The 17,972-nt window shown below is 66.5% G+C and carries 16 protein-coding genes; 8 read left to right on the top strand and 8 right to left on the bottom strand.

All coding sequences use genetic code 11. From position 1 onward, the window contains the following. Nucleotides 1-46: 46 nt before the first annotated feature. Genes lpxD through lpxB form a run of 5 tightly spaced genes read left to right on the top strand, consistent with a single transcriptional unit; the run spans nucleotide 47 to nucleotide 4,457 of the window. Nucleotides 47-1,114 carry a UDP-3-O-(3-hydroxymyristoyl)glucosamine N-acyltransferase gene (gene lpxD / locus QW863_RS04075; RefSeq protein WP_315711605.1) on the top strand — a complete coding sequence of 356 codons (1,068 nt, stop codon included), beginning with the start codon at nucleotides 47-49 and terminating at the stop codon, nucleotides 1,112-1,114. Continuing rightward, nucleotides 1,114-1,572 carry a 3-hydroxyacyl-ACP dehydratase FabZ gene (gene fabZ / locus QW863_RS04070; RefSeq protein WP_284418776.1) on the top strand — a complete coding sequence of 153 codons (459 nt, stop codon included), beginning with the start codon at nucleotides 1,114-1,116 and terminating at the stop codon, nucleotides 1,570-1,572. Before lpxD ends, fabZ begins: the two co-directional genes overlap by 1 nt. Before the next feature lie 29 nt (nucleotides 1,573-1,601). After that, on the top strand, nucleotides 1,602-2,411 hold the full coding sequence (gene lpxA / locus QW863_RS04065; protein ID WP_315711606.1) for an acyl-ACP--UDP-N-acetylglucosamine O-acyltransferase: 810 nt from the start codon (nucleotides 1,602-1,604) through the stop codon (nucleotides 2,409-2,411). Between the two features lie 4 nt (nucleotides 2,412-2,415). After that, on the top strand, nucleotides 2,416-3,273 hold the full coding sequence (locus tag QW863_RS04060) for an LpxI family protein (RefSeq protein ID WP_315711607.1): 858 nt from the start codon (nucleotides 2,416-2,418) through the stop codon (nucleotides 3,271-3,273). 26 nt (nucleotides 3,274-3,299) lie between these two features. Then, the gene (gene lpxB / locus QW863_RS04055) at nucleotides 3,300-4,457 is read left to right on the top strand and encodes a lipid-A-disaccharide synthase (protein WP_315711608.1); all 1,158 of its coding nucleotides are present in this window, start codon (nucleotides 3,300-3,302) and stop codon (nucleotides 4,455-4,457) included. Here the strand turns inward: lpxB and QW863_RS04050 are convergent, their stop codons facing one another. After that, a complete protein-coding gene (locus QW863_RS04050; RefSeq protein ID WP_315711609.1) occupies nucleotides 4,458-5,696 on the bottom strand; it encodes a GAF domain-containing sensor histidine kinase in 1,239 nt (412 codons plus the stop codon). A gap of 136 nt (nucleotides 5,697-5,832) precedes the next feature. Here QW863_RS04050 and QW863_RS04045 point away from each other — a divergent pair, with 136 nt between their 5' ends. Then, on the top strand, nucleotides 5,833-6,198 hold the full coding sequence (locus QW863_RS04045) for a response regulator (RefSeq protein ID WP_315711610.1): 366 nt from the start codon (nucleotides 5,833-5,835) through the stop codon (nucleotides 6,196-6,198). A gap of 102 nt (nucleotides 6,199-6,300) precedes the next feature. On the opposite strand, the gene gltA is transcribed toward QW863_RS04045, so the two are convergent. Together gltA and gltX are read right to left on the bottom strand one after the other, a co-directional pair. Continuing rightward, complete coding sequence (gltA, locus tag QW863_RS04040; protein WP_315711611.1) at nucleotides 6,301-7,605, bottom strand: citrate synthase; 1,305 nt, start codon at nucleotides 7,603-7,605, stop codon at nucleotides 6,301-6,303. Nucleotides 7,606-7,876: 271 nt separating this feature from the next. Then, the gene (gene gltX / locus QW863_RS04035) at nucleotides 7,877-9,301 is read right to left on the bottom strand and encodes a glutamate--tRNA ligase (RefSeq protein WP_315711612.1); all 1,425 of its coding nucleotides are present in this window, start codon (nucleotides 9,299-9,301) and stop codon (nucleotides 7,877-7,879) included. A gap of 136 nt (nucleotides 9,302-9,437) precedes the next feature. Here gltX and QW863_RS04030 point away from each other — a divergent pair, with 136 nt between their 5' ends. Next, nucleotides 9,438-11,126 (top strand): glutamine--tRNA ligase/YqeY domain fusion protein, encoded by a 1,689-nt coding sequence (locus QW863_RS04030; protein WP_315711613.1) that lies wholly within the window; start codon nucleotides 9,438-9,440, stop codon nucleotides 11,124-11,126. 30 nt (nucleotides 11,127-11,156) lie between these two features. Here QW863_RS04030 and QW863_RS04025 read toward each other — a convergent pair whose 3' ends face one another. Beyond that, nucleotides 11,157-11,369 (bottom strand): hypothetical protein, encoded by a 213-nt coding sequence (locus QW863_RS04025; RefSeq protein ID WP_315711615.1) that lies wholly within the window; start codon nucleotides 11,367-11,369, stop codon nucleotides 11,157-11,159. A 142-nt stretch (nucleotides 11,370-11,511) separates the two neighbouring features. On the opposite strand from QW863_RS04025, the gene QW863_RS04020 reads away from it, so the two are divergent. Continuing rightward, a complete protein-coding gene (locus QW863_RS04020) occupies nucleotides 11,512-13,803 on the top strand; it encodes a ComEC/Rec2 family competence protein (RefSeq protein ID WP_315711617.1) in 2,292 nt (763 codons plus the stop codon). A gap of 393 nt (nucleotides 13,804-14,196) precedes the next feature. On the opposite strand, the gene QW863_RS04015 is transcribed toward QW863_RS04020, so the two are convergent. The 4 genes from QW863_RS04015 to QW863_RS04000 form a co-directional block, all read right to left on the bottom strand. Continuing rightward, entirely contained in the window at nucleotides 14,197-14,637 is a 441-nt protein-coding gene (locus tag QW863_RS04015) for a hypothetical protein (protein ID WP_315711618.1), read from the bottom strand. A gap of 274 nt (nucleotides 14,638-14,911) precedes the next feature. Further along, nucleotides 14,912-15,610 (bottom strand): transcriptional repressor LexA, encoded by a 699-nt coding sequence (gene lexA, locus QW863_RS04010; RefSeq protein WP_172109545.1) that lies wholly within the window; start codon nucleotides 15,608-15,610, stop codon nucleotides 14,912-14,914. A gap of 205 nt (nucleotides 15,611-15,815) precedes the next feature. Continuing rightward, nucleotides 15,816-17,027, bottom strand: coding sequence for a gephyrin-like molybdotransferase Glp (glp, locus tag QW863_RS04005; protein WP_315711619.1), 1,212 nt, complete (start codon nucleotides 17,025-17,027; stop codon nucleotides 15,816-15,818). A gap of 131 nt (nucleotides 17,028-17,158) precedes the next feature. Further along, nucleotides 17,159-17,968 (bottom strand): alpha/beta hydrolase, encoded by an 810-nt coding sequence (locus QW863_RS04000; protein WP_315711621.1) that lies wholly within the window; start codon nucleotides 17,966-17,968, stop codon nucleotides 17,159-17,161. Nucleotides 17,969-17,972 lie beyond the last annotated feature (4 nt).

The raw sequence follows: 17,972 nt of genomic DNA, 5'->3' as shown, positions 1-17,972 counted from the left end.
GACACCGGAGCCGGGCTCTGACTTTTTGTCTTGAGAGTACGACGGAATGGCCCAGCCGACCTTCTTCCAATCGCCGCCGCCCACGACCCTGGCAGCGATCGCCGCCGCCGCCAAGGCCACCCTGGTCGACCCATCCCGCGGCGAGCAGGTCGTCAAGGGACTGGCGTCGCTCGACGAGGCCGGCCCGATGCATCTGGCGTTCTTCGACAACCTCAGATACGCAGGCCAGCTCGCCGGGACCAAAGCGGGCGCCTGCCTGGTCAGTCCGCGATTCGAGGCGCGCGTGCCGTCCCACGTCGCAGTGCTTCGCGCCAATCAGCCGTTCCGCGCCTTCGTGCAGCTCGCGCGCGAGTTCCATGCCGACGCACTGCGGCCGCAGCCCTGGTTCGGCGACGATGGAATCTCGCCTCAAGCCATCATCGATCCCACCGCGCGGCTGGAGGACGGCGTCATCGTCGAGCCGCTGGCGGTGATCGGCGCCCATGTCGAGATCGGCTCGGGGACGATCGTTGGTGCGGGTGCCGTGATCGGTCCCCACGTCAAGATCGGTCGCGACTGCAATGTCGGCGCCCGCACCGTCATCCAGTGCGCGCTGATCGGCAACGACGTCCTGATCCATCCTGGCTGCAGCATCGGCCAGGATGGCTACGGCTTCATCTTCTTCGGCGCGGATGGGCACACCAAGGTGCCGCAGACCGGGCGGGTGCTGATCCAGAACCATGTCGAGGTCGGCGCCGGCACGACGATCGACCGTGGCAGCCTGCGCGACACGGTGATCGGCGAGGGCACCAAGATCGACAACCAGGTGCAGATTGGCCACAATGTCACAATCGGGCGGCATTGCCTGCTGGCGGCCCAGATCGGGCTGGCAGGAAGTCTCACGATCGGCGACAACGTCGCGCTCGGGGCGAAGGTTGGTATCAACAATCACCTGACGATCGGTGATGGTGCGCAGGTGACGGCGATGAGCGGCGTCAAGGACGACATTCCGCCGAACGGCCGGTGGGGCGGTTTCTTCGCCAAGCCGACCAAGCAGTGGTTCCGCGAGATCGTTGCGGTGGAACGGCTGGTGCGAGATTCGACCGCGACGAACAGGGACGAGGGACGGGAGTGATGGAGGAGTCACCCATCAGGTTTGCGGACGTCGACATCAACGAGATTCTCAAGACGCTGCCGCACCGTTATCCATTTCTCCTGATCGACCGCGTGAAGAACATCCGGGCCGACTACAGCGGCATCGGCGTCAAGAACGTCTCGATCGGCGAGCCCTGCTTCCAGGGGCACTTTCCGGAGCGGCCGGTCTATCCGGGCGTGCTGATGATCGAGGGCATGGCCCAGACCGCCGGCGTGATCGGCATCAAGTCGGTCGAGGGCACGGAAAAGCCGCGCGCGGTGTATTTCCTCACCATCGACAAGTGCAAGTTCCGCAAGCCGGTGCTGCCCGGCCAGACCATCGAGTATCACATGCGCTCGATCGGCCGGCGCAAGACGATGTGGTGGTTCCACGGCGATGCCAAGGTCGACGGCGTCGTCGTCGCCGAGGCCGATGTCGGCGCGATGCTGACCGACTGACGGGCTGGTAGAAAGTTGATTGCGTCGAAATGAGCAAGATTGATCCCACCGCACGCGTCGAGGATGGCGCCGTCATCGGTGAGGGGACCGTGATCGGTCCTTACTGCATCGTCGGCCCCAACGTCGTGATCGGGGCCAACTGCAAGCTGATCAGCCACGTCCAGATCATGGGCCACACCACGCTCGGCGATGACAACGTGATCTCGCCCTTCGTCGTGCTCGGCGGCGCGCCGCAGGATCTCAGCTATCGCGGCGAGCCGCATCGGCTCGAGATCGGCTCCGGCTGCACCTTCCGCGAAGGCGTGACGATGAACATCGGCACCACGAAAGGCGGCGGCCTGACCAAGGTCGGCAATGCCGGGTTCTTCATGAACAATGCCCATGTCGCCCACGATTGCGTTGTCGGCGACAACGTGATCTTCGCGACCTCGGCGACACTTGGCGGCCATGTCGAGGTCGGTGATTCCGTCTACATCGGCGGCCTGTCCGCGGTGCATCAGTTCACCCGCATCGGCCATGGCGTGATGGTCGGCGGCGTCTGCGGCGTACGCGGCGATATCATTCCGTATGGCCTCGCCAACGGCCAGTATGCCGCGCTCGAAGGTCTCAACGTCATTGGCATGAAGCGCCGCAAGTTCACACGCGAGCGCCTCGCCACGGTGCGTGCCTTCTATCAAAAGCTTTTCCACGGCCCCGGCGTGTTCGCCGATCGCCTCGCGGCGGTGCGACCGCTGGCCGGCGAGGATCCCGCCATTGCCGAGATCCTCGCCTTCATCGATGGCGGCCGACATCGCGCCTTGTGCCTGCCCGAGATCGGCAGGCCGGCCATCGAGCCGTAGCGCCATGGCGACGCCGGCCGTCGAGACCTCTCCGCCGATCGGCATGATCGCCGCGGGCGGGGTGCTGCCTTTCGCGGTCGCCGATGCCATCGTCGCGCGCGGCCAGACGCCGGTGCTGTTCGCCCTGAAGGGCATCTGCGATCCAAAGCCGCTGGCGCGCTTTCGTCATCACTGGATCGGCCTCGGCCAACTCGGCAATGCCCTGAAGCTATTGAAGGCCGAGGGCGTTCGCGATCTCATGTTCATCGGCAATCTCGTTCGTCCGGCCGTGTCGGAGATCCGCTTCGACTGGGGCACGCTGCGCGAGCTGCCCTACATCTGGTCGGCCTTTCGCGGCGGTGACGATCATCTGCTGTCCGGCGTCGGCCGCATCTTCGAGCGTCACGGCTTTCACATGATCGGCGTCAAGGACGTCGCCCCCAATCTGCTCGTGCCCGAAGGGCGGCTGACGCGGAGCGGGCCCAACGATCTGGTGACCGGCGACATCGCCAAAGGAATGTCCGTGCTCCGCGCCATGGCGCCGTTCGATGTCGGGCAGGCCGTGGTCGTGATCGACGGCCACGTCGTTGCGCTCGAGGACATCGAGGGCACCGACGGGCTGCTGGCCCGCGTGGCGCGGCTGCGCGCCGATCGCCGCATTCGTGCTGCTGCCGGGCGCGGCGTGCTGGTGAAGGCGCCCAAGGCCGGCCAGGACCTCCGCTACGACCTGCCGACCATCGGTCCGCGCACCGTCGAGGGGCTTTCGGCCGCGGGTCTCGCCGGAGTCGCCGTCGCTGCCGCCTATACTCTGCTCGCCGATCCCCAGGAGACAGTGGCTGCCGCCGATCGGGCAGGCGTGTTCATCACGGGTGTCACGGCGTGACGCCCCGGCCTCCGGCAGGCCCGGCCATGCGCAGGATCTGCCTGGTCGCGACCGAAGAGTCCGGTGATCGCCTCGGCGCCAGCCTGATGAAGGTGCTGCGCCAGCGGCTCGGCGACGGCGTCGAATTCTCCGGCGTCGGTGGCCGCGGCATGACACGCGAGGGACTCGCCTCGCTGTTTCCGATCGAGGAGCTCTCGATCGTCGGCTTCGCGGCGGTGCTGAAGCAGTTGCCCAAGATCCTCCGTCTGATCCGCGGCACCGTCGATGCGATCGTTGCGGACCAGCCCGACGTGCTCGTCATCATCGACAGTCCCGATTTCACCCAGCGCGTGGCGAAGCGGGTTCACGCGCGCGATCCCGAGATTCCGATCGTGAACTACGTGGCACCGACCGTATGGGCGTGGCGCCCGGGCCGGGCGCGCGCGATGCGCGGCTACGTCGATCACGTGCTGGGCTTGCTGCCGTTCGAGCCGGAGGCGTTCCGAAGGCTCAATGGTCCGCCCTGCACCTATGTCGGCCATCCCCTGATCGAACAGCTCGCCAACCTGCGCCCCAATGCGGCAGAGCAGGCGCGCCGAGATGCCGACCCTCCCGTTCTGCTGGTGCTTCCTGGCAGCCGGCGCAGCGAGGTCGCTCGCCACATCGCCGTGTTCGGCGAGACATTGGCGCGGCTGCGCGCCCAAAACCTGGCCTTCGAAGCCGTGCTGCCCACCACGCCGCATCTCGAAGCCGCGGTGCGGGCTGGAGTCGCAAACTGGCCGCTCGTTCCGGAGATCATCACGGGCGAGGCCGAGAAGCGGGCAGCCTTCAGGCGCGCGCGCGCCGCGCTCGCCAAGTCCGGCACGGTGACCTTGGAGCTCGCGCTGTCCGGCGTGCCGATGGTGACGGCGTATCGCGTCGGCGAGATCGAGGCGTTCATTCTCCGGCGAGTCGTCAACGTGCAATCGGTCATTCTCGCCAATCTCGTGATCGGCGAGAACGTCATTCCGGAATTCCTTCAGGAAGCCTGCACCGCCGACAATCTCGCGCCCGTTCTCGCCGATCTCCTGGGCGACGGTCCGATACGTTCGCGCCAGGTCGAGGCATTCCATCGCCTCGACGCGATCATGTCCACGGGCGCGGCCTCGCCGAGCGTGCGCGCGGCCGACATCGTGCTGGCGACGATGCGCAGCGGGCGGCGCTGATCAGGCCTGAAGCGGCATCTTGAATTCGAAGGTCGCTCTGTCGCCGGTCGACGTGGCCTGGAGCGTGCCGCCATGCGCTCGCGCAATCTCGGAGGCGATGTAGAGTCCGAGCCCGAGACCATGCTGGCTCGGACGCTCGCCACGCATGTAGGGCTTGAACAGATTCTGCATCGCCTTGTCCGAGATCGGCGGTCCCTGATTGGTGACGGCGAGCACGAAACAGCCTTCGCTCGTTGTTGCGGAGACCTGGATCGGCTTGTCCTTGTCGCCGTAGGAGATGGCGTTGCCGAGCAGGTTCGAGAACAATTGTCCGATCTTGCTGCGGTCGCATTTGACCGGCTCCGCGATGTTGATCCGGGACTCGATCTCGTGATCGGGCCAGGCCAGACGGATCTCGGAGATGACCTGCTCGATCACCGGCGCCAGCGGTTGCCGCGCGTCGGGCTTGATCGTCAGGCCGCCGCCGAGGCGCCCCCGGGCGAAATCCATGATGTTGTCGACCAGTCCGGCCATGCGCATGACTGATTTCTGAATCATGGAAATGATCTCAGGCGCTCTGGCGCCGTCCTGGTTGCGCAGCAGCACGCGCATTCCGGCGTCGATCGAGGCCAGCGGATTGCGGAGGTCATGGCCGAGAACGCCGATGAATTGCTCTCTCAGCTCGGCGGTCCGGCGCTCGTCGAGCAGGTCAGCCTGGGTGATCTTCAGCCGTTCCTCGGTCGAAAACCTGCGCTTCTCGCTGAGGCCGAGGCTGGCCTGGCTGAGCGCGAAGCGCTGATGAAGCTCCAGCTGGGCCGCGATCAACTCCCCGAACAGCTGAAAGGTGCTGACGATCTCGGGCCGGTCCAGCTCGCGCGGCGCTGGATCGATCGCACACAGGGTGCCCCAGATGGTCCCGTCGGACAGGGTGATCGGAGCGGAGATATAGCTGCGAAAGCCGTAGAGCTTTGGCGTCGGGTGATCGCGAAACATGCGATCCGTCTCGACGTCACAGATGACGACAGCTTTGCCTCGCTCCCGGACCTCGCTGCAGATCGTCGTCTTGACGCGCAGCTCGCCGCCCTCTTTCAGGCCGAAATTGATGTCGTCGCGAACCGCACAACAGACCCATCGATCCGAGGTCACGCGCGCGACCGCAACGAATCCCATCCCGGTGATCCTGCTCACCGAGTCCAGAATTTTGGGAACGGCGTCGAGCTGCTGGACAGCGTCGACGTCCGGGTTGGGATTGGTCGTCATCGTATGCTCGAGCTGGTCCCCGATCCAGGATGCAAGTCGTGTCTTCGATTTGCACCGTTCAACGCATTCAGCCCCGGAACGTTCGCCGGAACAAAATGATCGTCGTGCGATTGAATGAGATTGGACAGGAGACAGAGTGTCCCGCGTTCGGCTCACAAGAAAAACAGTTCTGGTCGTTGAGGACGAGGGGCTGATCCGCGCCAACGCTGTCGACATGATCAGAGACCTCGGTTTCGAAGTCATCGAGGCAGCTGACGCCGATCAGGCCATTTCGCTTCTCGAACGATGTGACCGCATATCGGTGGTCTTCACGGACGTCCAAATGCCGGGGTCGATGGATGGCCTGCGGCTGGTCGCCGTCATCAGGGACCGCTGGCCTCCGGTCGCGCTCCTGGTGACGTCAGGTCAGGTGACCCCTTCGGAATTGCCGTCCGGCGCGCGCTTCCTTGCCAAGCCATACGGGGCCGAGCAGCTCAGGTCTCATCTCGAGGCGCTGGCCTGATGCACTCCCGGCCGATGCCGCGAGTCAGAAAGGTGCGACCTCACAAACGAAACGGCGCCGTCGGGATCGACGGCGCCGTTCGAAAGCGGAGTTGCGCTGCGCTCAGCCGCGCTTGTCCATCTCGACATAGTCGCGCGTCGCGACGCCGGTGTAGAGCTGGCGCGGACGGCCGATCTTCTGTTGCGGATCCTCGATCATCTCGCTCCACTGGCTGATCCAGCCGACGGTGCGGGCGACGGCGAACAGCACGGTGAACATCGACACCGGGAAGCCCATCGCCTTCAGGGTGATGCCCGAGTAGAAGTCGACGTTCGGATAGAGCTTGCGCTCGATGAAGTACTGATCGCTGAGCGCGATCTTCTCGAGCTCCATCGCGACCTTGAGCATCTGATCGTCGGCGTGGCCCGTCTCCTTGAGCACCGCGTGACACATCTTCTGCATGATCTTGGCGCGCGGGTCGTAGTTCTTGTAGACGCGATGGCCGAAGCCCATCAGGCGCACGTCGCTGTTCTTGTCCTTCACCTTGGCGATGAAGTCCGGAATCTTGTCGACGGTGCCGATCTCGGCCAGCATGTTCAGTGCCGCCTCGTTGGCGCCGCCATGCGCCGGACCCCACAGGCAGGCGATGCCGGCGGCGATGCACGCGAACGGGTTGGCGCCCGAGGAGCCGGCGATGCGCACCGTCGAGGTCGAGGCGTTCTGCTCGTGATCGGCGTGCAGGATGAAGATCTTGTCGAGCGCGTCGGCGAGAACCGGGTTCGGCTTGTACTCCTCGCACGGCACCGCGAAGCACATGTGCAGGAAGTTCTCGGCGAACGAGAGCGAGTTCTTCGGATAAACGAAAGGCTGGCCGATGGTGTATTTGTAGGCCATCGCCGCCAGGGTCGGAATCTTCGCGATCATCCGCATCGACGCGATCATGCGCTGCTTCGGATCGTTGATGTCGGTGGAGTCGTGGTAGAACGCGGCGAGCGCGCCGACCGAAGCGACCATGACCGCCATCGGATGCGCGTCGCGGCGGAAGCCGTGGAAGAAGCGCGACATCTGCTCGTGCACCATCGTGTGGTGGGTCACGCGATAGTCGAAATCCTGCTTCTGGGCCTTGGTGGGAAGCTCCCCGTACAGCAGCAGATAGCAGGTCTCCAGGAAGTCGCCCTTCTCGGCGAGCTGCTCGATCGGATATCCGCGGTATTCCAGGACGCCGGCATCGCCGTCGATATAGGTGATCTTGGACTGGCAGCTGCCGGTCGAGGTGAAGCCGGGGTCATAGGTGAACATCCCGGTCTGGGCGTAGAGCTTGCCGATGTCGATGACGTCGGGACCCACGGTGCCGCTCAGGATCGGAAGATCGAAATTCTTGTTGCCGACGGTGAGGGTCGCGGTCTTGCTTGCGGATTTTGCGTCCATCGTTTGTCCCCGATGAGATCGTTAGGCTTGGCCCTTGTTCTTTTTGAGAGATGGCAGGGCGGGTGGACTTTATCTAGTGCGGTGGCTTTGACATTCGGTCAAATCCGAAACCGTACTGGAATCTTATACTTACTAGTGTCCTTCGGCCCTAACATCCGTCAACGAGCCCGCCGCAACGTGTGAAGGATGTTCGAGCCGGGAAAACCAGTGGGTGCCGCGCAAATGCGTATCGTATTGCCCTGTGCGCTGCAAGATGGGGGGCCATGAGACCTTATGAGGTGGTCTGGTCCTCCAGACGGCCCAAGGATTCATCACGCCCCAGGATCGCCAGAACGTCGAAAATACCGGGTGAGGTGGTTCGGCCGGTGAGCGCCGCGCGGAGCGGCTGCGCCACCGCGCCCAGCTTGAGATTGTTGGCTTCAGCAAACGCACGCAGCGCGGCTTCTGTGGCCGGTCCGCTCCAGGACGCGACAGCGGCCAGCGCGTCACGCAGCCGGCCGATCAGGGCGCGGCTGTCCGGCGTCAGCAGGGCCGCGGCCTTGGCGTCGATCGGAAGCGGCCGGTCGGCAAAGATGAAGGCGGCGCCGTCGATCAGCTCCAAAAGCGTCTTGGCGCGCTCCTTCAGGCTCGGCATCGCCAGAGTGAGCTGCGCGCGCGTGGCGTCGTTGAGCTTGGCCTTGAGAGCCGCGCCGTTCGGCACGTAATTCAGCACGTCCTCGAACTGGCGCACCAGCGCCGCATCGTCGCTGTGGCGGATGTAGTGGCCGTTGAGATTTTCCAGCTTGGCAAAGTCGAACCGCGCCGCCGAGCGGCCGATCGCCGGCAGGTCGAACGCCTTGATCATCTCCTCGGTCGAGAAGATCTCCTGGTCGCCATGGCTCCAGCCGAGCCGCACCAGATAATTGCGCAGTGCCGACGGCAGATATCCCATCGCACGGTAGGCGTCGACGCCGAGCGCGCCGTGGCGCTTCGACAGCTTCGAGCCGTCGGGCCCGTGAATCAGCGGGATGTGCGACATCGACGGCACCGTCCAGCCGAGCGCATCGTAGATCTGCTTCTGGCGCGCGGCGTTGATCAGATGGTCGTCGCCGCGGATGACGTGGGTGACGCCCATGTCGTGGTCGTCGACGACGACCGCCAGCATGTAGGTCGGATTGCCATCGCCTCGCAGCAGCACGAGGTCGTCGAGGTTCTCGTTCTGCCAGACCACGCGGCCCTGGACCTGATCCTCGATCACGGTCTCGCCGGTCAGCGGCGCGCGCAGCCGGATCGTCGGCTTGACGCCTTCGGGCGCCTCCTTGGGATCGCGGTCGCGCCACATGCCGTCGTAGAGCCGGGTGCGGCCTTCCGCGCGCGCCTTCTCGCGCATCGCGGCCAGCTCCTCGGCGGTGGCATAGCAGCGATACGCCATGCCGCTGGCGAGCATTTGCTCGGCGACCTCGCGATGGCGCGCGGCGCGGCTATATTGGTAGATGACCTCGCCGTCCCAATCGAGCTCGAGCCATTTCAGGCCGTCGAGGATGGCATCGATCGCCGCACTGGTCGAGCGCTCGCGGTCGGTGTCCTCGATCCTGAGCAGCATCTTGCCGCCGCGGCCGCGCGCATACAGCCAGTTGAACAGGGCCGTCCGGGCGCCTCCGATGTGGAGAAAGCCGGTCGGGGAGGGGGCAAAGCGCGTGACGATCGGGGTGGTCATGGGCGGCAGCACGAAATCCAGGCAGGGGCTCAAGAGGGCGGGGGGTGTATAGCAGGCCTATCGCATAACTAAAGCCTTCCTTGGGGGAAGCGGATTTGGCAGATAGGCTGCCAAATTCCGGAGCAGGATATTCTTGATGACCACGACGACAGACACGGCGGCGACGGCAGAGGCAGGGCGCGACTTCATCCGCGACATCGTCCAGGCCGATCTCGACAGCGGCAGGCACAAGACGGTCGTCACCCGGTTCCCGCCGGAGCCGAACGGCTACCTGCATATCGGCCATGCCAAGTCGATCGGCCTCAACTTCGGCATTGCCCAGGAATTCGGCGGTCGCTGCAATCTGCGCTTCGACGACACCAATCCGACCAAGGAAGAGCAGGAATATATCGATTCCATCCAGGCCGACGTGCGCTGGCTCGGCTATGACTGGGGCGACAACCTGTTCTTCGCCTCGGATTACTTCGAACGCCTCTACGACTGGGCCGAGGGCCTGATCAAGGCCGGCTTGGCCTATGTCGACGACCAGTCTCAGGAAGACATTCGGCTGTCGCGCGGCACGCTCACCGAGCCCGGCAGGAACAGCCCGTTCCGCGACCGTTCGGTCGAGGAGAATCTCGACCTGTTCCGGCGCATGAAGGCCGGCGAATTCCCGAACGGCGCGCGCGTGCTGCGCGCCAAGATCGACATGGCCGCCGGCAACATCAACCTGCGCGACCCCGTGCTGTACCGGATCCTGCACGCCCACCACCCGCGCACCGGCGACGCCTGGAAGATCTATCCGAGCTATGACTACGCGCACGGGCAGTCCGACGCGATCGAGGGCGTGACGCACTCGATCTGCACGCTCGAGTTCGAGGATCACCGTCCCCTCTACGACTGGTTCCTGGACAAGCTGCCGGTGCCGTCGCATCCGCACCAGTACGAGTTCGCGCGCCTCAATCTCACCTATACTCTGCTATCCAAGCGCGTGCTGACGCGGCTGGTGCAGGACGGCCATGTCGCCGGCTGGAACGATCCACGCATGCCGACCATCGCCGGCCTGAAGCGGCGCGGCGTGCCGCCGGCGGCGGTGCGCGAGTTCATCAAGCGCATCGGCATCGCCAAGGCGAACAGCATCGTCGACGTCGGCATGCTCGAATTCTGCATCCGCGAGGAGCTGAATCGCACGGCGCTGCGCCGGATGGCGGTGCTGCGGCCGCTGAAGGTGGTGATCGAGAACTATCCGGAAGGCCAGGTCGAGGAGCTCGAGGCGATCAACCATCCCGACGATCCCGCAGCCGGCACGCGCAGGATCGCGTTCGGCCGCGAGCTGTATATCGAGCAGGACGACTTCATGGAGAACCCGCCGAAGAAGTTCTTCCGGCTGTCGCCGGGCAACGAGGTGCGGCTGCGCTACGCCTATTTCATCAAGTGCCGCGACGTCATCAAGAACGACGCCGGCGAGATCGTCGAGCTGCGCTGTACCTATGATCCGGCGACCAAGGGCGGCAACGCGCCGGATGGACGCAAGGTCAAGGCGACGATGCACTGGCTGCCCGCTGCACAGTCGCTGACAGCCGAGATCCGCCTCTACAACCAGCTGTTCGCCAATCCGAGCCCCAATGCGGCCGACTTCACTGCCGATCTCAATCCCAGCTCGCTCGAGGTCCTGACCGACGCGCGCATCGAGCCGGCGATCGCCGCGAGCAATTCCGACGCGCCGATGCAGTTCGAGCGCCAGGGCTACTTCGTGCGCGATCCGGATTCGACGCCCGACAAGCTCGTGTTCAACCGCACCATCGGCCTGCGCGACACCTTCGCCAAGGAAGTCGCGAAGGGGTGAGGCAAGCGGGGACCGCGGGACGCGTGTGGCTCAGCTGATCGCGTCCTGCCCGGCCTCGGTCAGCGTCGGCACGCCATCGGTGAGTTCGACGAGGCCGCGCTCGGTGAGCAGCGAAAGATCTTCGTCGGCGACAGGGGACAGCGTCAGCCGGTGGGCCTTGATGTCCCGGAGAGTCCAGCGCAGGTGGATCGCCTTCTCGAGCGCGAGGTCGGCGAAGGGGTCTTCAGGGTCGTGGGCGTCCATCCCCTGAAAAGCACGTGCGGCGCAAAAAGTTCCCCCGCAGCGGCCGTGCAGATTTCCAGGATTCCCGTTCCGTTCTGCTAGGCGCGCTCGCGCAGCTTCCGGTAGCCTTTCCGCCCGTCGGGTAACGGGTGGTGTGGGGGCAATGGCGGAGCCGGTCAGGCCGCCGGGAGGGCGTCGCGGGATCGCGGGCGTGATGGCCGATGTCTGGCCGCCGCGCGGCGCGCTGGCCGGCGGCTGGCCCGCGATCGGGTCCGGTGCGTCGTCGGCGTTCGCCGCCCGCCTGAAGAGCTGGGCGGCCGAGGAGGCCGGGGCGGGCCGGCTGCTACCCTGGGTGCCGGTGGCGTTCGGGGTCGGCATCGCGCTGTACTTCACCGCCGATCACGAGCCCGTGCTCTGGATTGCCGCCACCACCGCGGCGCTGCTCGGCATCGTCGCCATCATGATGCGGCGGCATCGGCTGTTTCCGGTTGCCGTGATGATCGTGGCGGCGGCGTGCGGCTTCGCCGCGGCGACCGTCAAGACCGCGCGCGTCGCGCATCCGGTGCTGGCGCGGCCGTTGTATTCGGTGGCGCTGTCCGGCTTCGTCGAGGCGCGCGACATCCGCGAGCGCAGCGACCGCATCGTGCTGCGGGTGACGTCGATGGAGAGCCCGCGCAACGCCGTCACCATCGCGCGTGTCAGGCTCGCGGTGCGCAAGGGCGCGGCGCCCGAGGTCGGCAGCTTCGTGCAGCTCAAGGCGCGGCTGCTGCCGCCGATGGCCCCGGTGCGGCCGGGATCCTACGACTTCGCGCGCGACATGTTCTTCCAGGGCATCGGCGCCTCCGGCTTCGTGATGGGCGCGATCACGACGGCGACGCCGCCGCAGGCCGCCGGCTTCGGCCTGGGCTATGCGGCGGCCATGCAGGGTCTGCGCGATGCGATCGACGCACGCATCCGCGGCCGCCTGTCGGGCGACGAGCGCGCCATCGCCACCGCGCTGCTGACCGGCCGGCGCGACGCCATCACGCCCGATGTCAACGACGCGATGTTCGTCTCCGGTCTCGGCCATGTGCTGTCGATCTCCGGCTATCACATGGCGGTCGTCGCCGGCGTCGTGTTCTTCGCCGTGCGCGCGCTGCTGGCGCTGATCCCCGGCCTCACCATCAGCCATCCGATCAAGAAATGGGCGGCGGCCGCGGCGCTGGTCGCGGCGGCGTTCTATCTGTTGCTCTCAGGCGCGGAGGTCGCGACCCAAAGGTCGTTCTTCATGACGGCCGTCGTGCTGATCGCGGTCATGGTCGACCGCCGCGCCGTCACCTTCCGCACGCTCGCGGTCGCGGCGATGATCGTGCTGGTGGCGGCCCCGGAAGCGCTCGTGCATCCGAGCTTCCAGATGTCGTTCGCGGCAACGCTCGGCCTGGTCGCGCTGGTGCAGTTCGGCCTGCCCAGACTGTTCGCGACGCCGGACAGCTCGGCCACCCAGCGCATCGCGCTGTGGGGCGGCCGCGAGCTTGCGATGCTGTTGCTGGCCTCGCTGATCGCGGGGCTCGCCACCACGCCCTATGCCGCCTTCCATTTCCATCGCGTCACGCCCTATGGCGTGCTCGCCAATCTCGCAGCGATGCCGGTCGTCTCGGCGCTGGTGATGCCGGCCGGCCTGATGGGCCTCGTGGCGGCGCCGTTCGGGCTCGACGGTCCCTGGTGGACGCTGATGGGCCTCGGCATCGACTGGATGATCGCGGTGACGCGCTGGGTGGCGGCGCTGCCCGGCGCGGTCGGGCGCATCCCGGCCTTCGGCATCGGTCCACTGATCCTGGCCAGCCTCGGTGTCATCCTGATCGGCCTGCTGCGCACACCGCTGCGCTGGTCGGGCGCCGTGGGGCTCGTGGTGGCCACCGTGTGGGCCGCCGCGACGCCGCTGCCCGACGTGCTGATCGCCGGCGATGGGCGCGCGGTGGCGGTGCGCGGCCGTGACGGGCGTCTGCATGCGATGCGCATCGGCAAGGACGTGTTCGCCACCAAGGAGTGGCTCGCGGCCGACGCCGATGCCCGGCTGCCGGCGGATTCATCGCTCACCGATGGCGTCTCCTGCGACGAGGCGGGCTGCGTGGTCGCAATGGCCGACGGCCGATTCGCCGCCCTGACCCTGCGCGCCGAGGCGCTCGCCGATGATTGCGCCCGTGCCGCGCTCATCGTCACCGCGCGCGCCGCGCCGTCATCCTGCGCGGCGGCCGTCATCGATCGCGAGCGGTTGCGGCAGCAGGGCGCCTTGATGCTGGTGCGGCAGGGCAGGAGCTTCGCCGTCACGCCGGCGCGCGCCGGCGGCACTGACCGCCCATGGTGGCCGGCGCCCGCCGAGGCCGGCGAGTTCGACACGACGCTGACGCCGCGCGCGCCGGCCGTGCGGCCTCAGGACGCGACGCCGCCGGAGACGGAGCAGGGCGAAGAAGACTGAGTGCCGGGCAGCTCGAACGTGCCGAGATGATACTCGGTGTCGCCAGGTCCATGTTGCCAAGTCCATCGAACAGCGAGGGGCTTTCGGCCAGCGTGAACGCAGCGCGCGGATAGCGTTGCCAGATGGCGATGTCGTCAGCCGTGACCGCCAGCCATCCGAACTCAAGCATGTAGCAGTCGGGCTCGGTGATCCGGCCGGCCTTGTTCCAATCGATCTTGTTGACCACGGCGGCAGGCTCCCCCGGCACATCATGCCGGCCGAGGGATGTCGTTCCTATCCGATGCGATGCCGGGGCGTGAGGTTCGCCCGAGAGGACTTTGCGCTTGCAGAACCCAAATCTCCCACGGTCGAAAGCTCGCTCACGACCGAGAGAAATGCCGATGCGGAGACCCCTCAGGTGATGCTGATGCGGCGAATCGGTGTGGCCTGCGAAGGCGGCACGTCCTCGGCGATGTCCGGGCGTCGCTCCGCCGGCTGCTTGCTGACCGGCAATTGCAGCACGGTGACGCGCTGGCCCTCGCAGAGCTGGGTCACCAGCACGTGGCGGCCATCGGCGAATTCGATCGCGTCGTGATGGCGATCGGGAATGTGAGTCTCGATGCTGTTGAACTTTGCGACGCGCTCGCGGATCGTCCGGGTCCAGAGCCAGCGGCTGTCGTAGCGGACGTCCTCGGCGAAGGCCAACTCGGTGCCGGGCAGCATGCAGACTGCGACGGTCGGCTCGCTCTCCAGCGCGAAGCCGCGGGTGGCGGTGCCACGGAAGGTCATCGAGATCAACGTCTCGCCGACCTTGGCGGGACGGGACGCAACCGCATGGAGGCTGTAGTCACACATCGGATCGCTCCTCGTTGAGAGATAGCCGACCCACGCTCCCCCCGGACAGGCGCAGGCCTCTATCAGAGTGGACATCGATGGTGATGTTAGCGCGCGCTTCGCGGCAATTCTGCGCTGATCTGCATCGCGTGTGCCCGCGGCCGATCACAAGCGTTTGAGCATGCCGCGCTGCACATCATGAGGTGCATTCGCGCGTGACGTATTTTGCTGGGCAGCCTCCGATCGGCGGCGAAAGCGCGTGCGCCCGCCGCCCATCGACCGATCCCATTCGCGATCAGTACTTGCGGTACAGCCCGACCAGCTTGCCTTGGATCTTCACCCGGTTCGGCGGCAGGATGCGTACCTCGTAGGCGGTGTTGGCCGGCTCCAGCGCGATCGATGCGCCGCGTCGGCGGAAGCGCTTCAACGTCGCTTCCTCATCGTCGATCAGCGCCACCACGATGTCGCCGGTGTCGGCGGTCTCGTTGCGCTGGATCAGCGCCATGTCGCCGTCGAGGATGCCGGCATCGACCATGGAGTCGCCGCGCACCTCGAGTGCGTAGTGATCGCCGTTGCCGAGCATGTCGGCAGGCACGCTGATGGTGTGGCTGCGCGTCTGTAGCGCCTCGATCGGAGTACCGGCGGCGATGCGGCCCATCACCGGCACTGCGACCGGGCGCTCGCCATCGTCCAGCGCGGGAGTGCTGGTGCGCACCTTGCCGAGATTGCCCTCGATCACCGACGGGGTGAAGCCGCGGCGGTTGTTGGCGGCCTGTGACAGCTCGGGCAGCTTGATCACCTCGATCGCGCGGGCGCGGTTCGGCAGCCGGCGGATGAAGCCGCGCTCCTCGAGCGCCGTGATCAGGCGATGAATGCCGGACTTCGAGCGCAGATCGAGCGCATCCTTCATCTCGTCGAAGGACGGCGGCACGCCGGCTTCCTTGAGCCGCTCGTTGATGAACCGCAGAAGTTCGTACTGTTTGCGCGTCAGCATCTCGACCTGGTCCCCGGTTTGTTGTCGTCCGAGTCCAGGAGCTGCGCCTCGCGCACAAACCGGCTGAGAGCGCCCTGGAGTCGGACCGTCATCGCGTCGCCCGCAACATACTAAAAACAAATCATGAACGGACACTATATGTTCGATGTGTGTTCCGCAATCCTAAAAATATGATGAACAGACCGGGCTTTACCGGGGAAGCGGCTCAGTTCGGCAGGCGCAGGATCTCGCACGGGCTGCCCGCAGGCGCCTTCGGCGCAAACGCCGGCCGGATCACCACCGCCTGCGAGAGCGCGAGATTGCCGAGCAGCGACGAATCCTGCTGGCTCACCGGGGTGGCGACCAGCGTGCCGTCGGCGCGCTCTTCGAGCCGCGCCCGCAGATAGTCCTCGCGCGAATCGTTCGGCCCGAGCTCGCGGCCGAGCAGGGCGGTCTCGCGCGGCATCACGGCCTCGTCGCGGCCGAGCAGCCGCCGAATCAGCGGCACCAGGAACAGGATGGCGCAGACATAGGACGACACCGGATTGCCGGGCAGTCCGATCACCCTCATGCCGCCGAGCCGTCCGTGCATCATCGGCTTGCCCGGCCGCATCGCGATCTTCCAGAACGCCATCTCGACGCCCTCGGCTTCGAGCGCCTGCTTGACCAGGTCGTGATCGCCGACCGAGGCGCCGCCGGTCGTGATCAAGATGTCGGCCTTGGCCTCGCGGGCCCGGCGGATGCCGGCGATCGTCGCCTCCATCGTATCCGCGGCGATGCCCAGATCGATCGGGGTCCCGCCCTCGTTGCGCACCAGCGCCCGCAAGGCGTAGCCGTTGGAATAGACGATCTGGCCCGGGCCGGGCGTCGAGCCCGGCATCACCAGCTCGTCGCCGGTGGCGAGCAGCGCCACCTTCGGCCGGCGCCGCACCGGCAGCGCCGGATGATTCATGCTGGCCGCCAGCGACAGGTCGCGGTCGCTGAGCCGGCGCCCGGACTTCAGCAGCACCATGCCCTGGTGAAAGTCGACGCCCGCCGGCCGGATATGCCGGCCCTTGATCGCGGCCTCGGTGATCACGACGTGGCCGTCTTCGGCGATCGTGTCCTCCTGGATCACCACCGCGTCCGCGCCCTCCGGAACAACGCCACCGGTGAAGATCCGCGCCGCCTCGCCGGGTCCAACCACGCGATCGAACGGCCGCCCTGCCGCAACCTCGCCGATGACCTTCAGCCGCGCCTTGGCCTGGGCGGCGTCCGCCGCGCGCACGGCATAGCCGTCCATTGCCGACATCGCCTCGGGCGGCTGCGTCCGCAGCGCCGCGATGTCCCGCGCCAGGATGCGGTGAAACGCCTCGTCCAGCCCGACCTGCTCCTCGGCCAGCGGCTCGGCGCCGGCGAGCACCGCGGACAACGCATCAGACACCGGCATCAGGGCCATGAGAGTTCCTTCGGACGGAGACGGCAGATCGAATGAATCGCCTTCTAACCGAACGCGCACGGCGCGGCCAAGGGCCTAGGCCGCTCCCTGCGTTCTGACCGTCTGCTGTGGGCCGTTTCCGGGCCGCTGCCTCACGATCGCGCGAGAAAGTCTGCAATCAACCGCATGACCTCCTGCGGACGTTCCAGGCTCGGCAGGTGCGCCGTTCCGGCCAGCTCATGTCCTGACCCGTTCGGCATTGTTGCGGCGAGCAGCCTGCTTCGCTGCTGGATGTGAGGAAAGTCCAAGTCCCCCCAGATGACGAGCGATGGCGCGACGATCTCCGCGAGGCGCGGGAAGGCTGGTGCCATATCGAGAGTCGCGCCGGTTGGCGGCGCGCGGAGTGCGGCGGCGTTCTTCTTCAGGAACGTCTCGCGCGGCTCGCCGGAGATGCGTCCCTCGCGCTGCAAGGGACCGTCGACCCACAGATGCGCCTTGATAGCGCTGACCCGATCCCAATCCTGTGCGGCCTCGGCAGCGGCCAACGACGCCGTTAGCGCCTTGATCTCCGGTGGATAGACCGGCTCCGGCGCGCCGCTGATCGAAGGTGCGATCAGCACCAGCGATGCCATACGTGACGGATGGCGAAGCGCGAAGTCGAGCGCGATGCGGCCTCCTTGCGAGCAGGCAATCAGCGTCGCCGGCCGCCCCGGCGCGAACGCGTCGACGACGGCGAGCAGGTCCTCGACCGGAGAATGAGCTTCCTCATAGGCGACCGTCTCACCAAATCCGCGCCGGTCATAGGCGATCGCCATATGCGTTGCCGCGACGCCCTCGATCTGCGCGCGCCACATGGAGCGGTCGAACACTGCGGCGTGCAGGAAGACGACAGGGTCTCCCTGGCCGGCAACCTCGGCGGCGAGCCGCGCGCGGCCGGAGCAGACGTGATGCAGAGAGTTCATTTTG

Source organism: Bradyrhizobium sp. SZCCHNR1017, from assembly GCF_032381375.1.
GTDB lineage: Bacteria > Pseudomonadota > Alphaproteobacteria > Rhizobiales > Xanthobacteraceae > Bradyrhizobium.
This window is presented reverse-complemented; position numbering and strand designations above follow the sequence as displayed.

Bases quoted from the DNA above. Each gene is read 5' to 3' on its own strand.
- QW863_RS04030 (WP_315711613.1), top strand. From the start codon at position 9,438: ATGACCACGACGACAGACACGGCGGCGACGGCAGAGGCAGGGCGCGAC.
- lpxB (WP_315711608.1), top strand. From the start codon at position 3,300: ATGCGCAGGATCTGCCTGGTCGCGACCGAAGAGTCCGGTGATCGCCTC.
- lexA (WP_172109545.1), bottom strand. From the start codon at position 15,610: ATGCTGACGCGCAAACAGTACGAACTTCTGCGGTTCATCAACGAGCGG.
- lpxA (WP_315711606.1), top strand. From the start codon at position 1,602: ATGAGCAAGATTGATCCCACCGCACGCGTCGAGGATGGCGCCGTCATC.
- glp (WP_315711619.1), bottom strand. From the start codon at position 17,027: ATGGCCCTGATGCCGGTGTCTGATGCGTTGTCCGCGGTGCTCGCCGGC.
- QW863_RS04015 (WP_315711618.1), bottom strand. From the start codon at position 14,637: ATGTGTGACTACAGCCTCCATGCGGTTGCGTCCCGTCCCGCCAAGGTC.
- fabZ (WP_284418776.1), top strand. From the start codon at position 1,114: ATGGAGGAGTCACCCATCAGGTTTGCGGACGTCGACATCAACGAGATT.
- lpxD (WP_315711605.1), top strand. From the start codon at position 47: ATGGCCCAGCCGACCTTCTTCCAATCGCCGCCGCCCACGACCCTGGCA.
- gltX (WP_315711612.1), bottom strand. From the start codon at position 9,301: ATGACCACCCCGATCGTCACGCGCTTTGCCCCCTCCCCGACCGGCTTT.
- QW863_RS04025 (WP_315711615.1), bottom strand. From the start codon at position 11,369: ATGGACGCCCACGACCCTGAAGACCCCTTCGCCGACCTCGCGCTCGAG.
- QW863_RS04020 (WP_315711617.1), top strand. From the start codon at position 11,512: ATGGCGGAGCCGGTCAGGCCGCCGGGAGGGCGTCGCGGGATCGCGGGC.
- QW863_RS04050 (WP_315711609.1), bottom strand. From the start codon at position 5,696: ATGACGACCAATCCCAACCCGGACGTCGACGCTGTCCAGCAGCTCGAC.
- QW863_RS04000 (WP_315711621.1), bottom strand. From the start codon at position 17,968: ATGAACTCTCTGCATCACGTCTGCTCCGGCCGCGCGCGGCTCGCCGCC.
- gltA (WP_315711611.1), bottom strand. From the start codon at position 7,605: ATGGACGCAAAATCCGCAAGCAAGACCGCGACCCTCACCGTCGGCAAC.
- QW863_RS04060 (WP_315711607.1), top strand. From the start codon at position 2,416: ATGGCGACGCCGGCCGTCGAGACCTCTCCGCCGATCGGCATGATCGCC.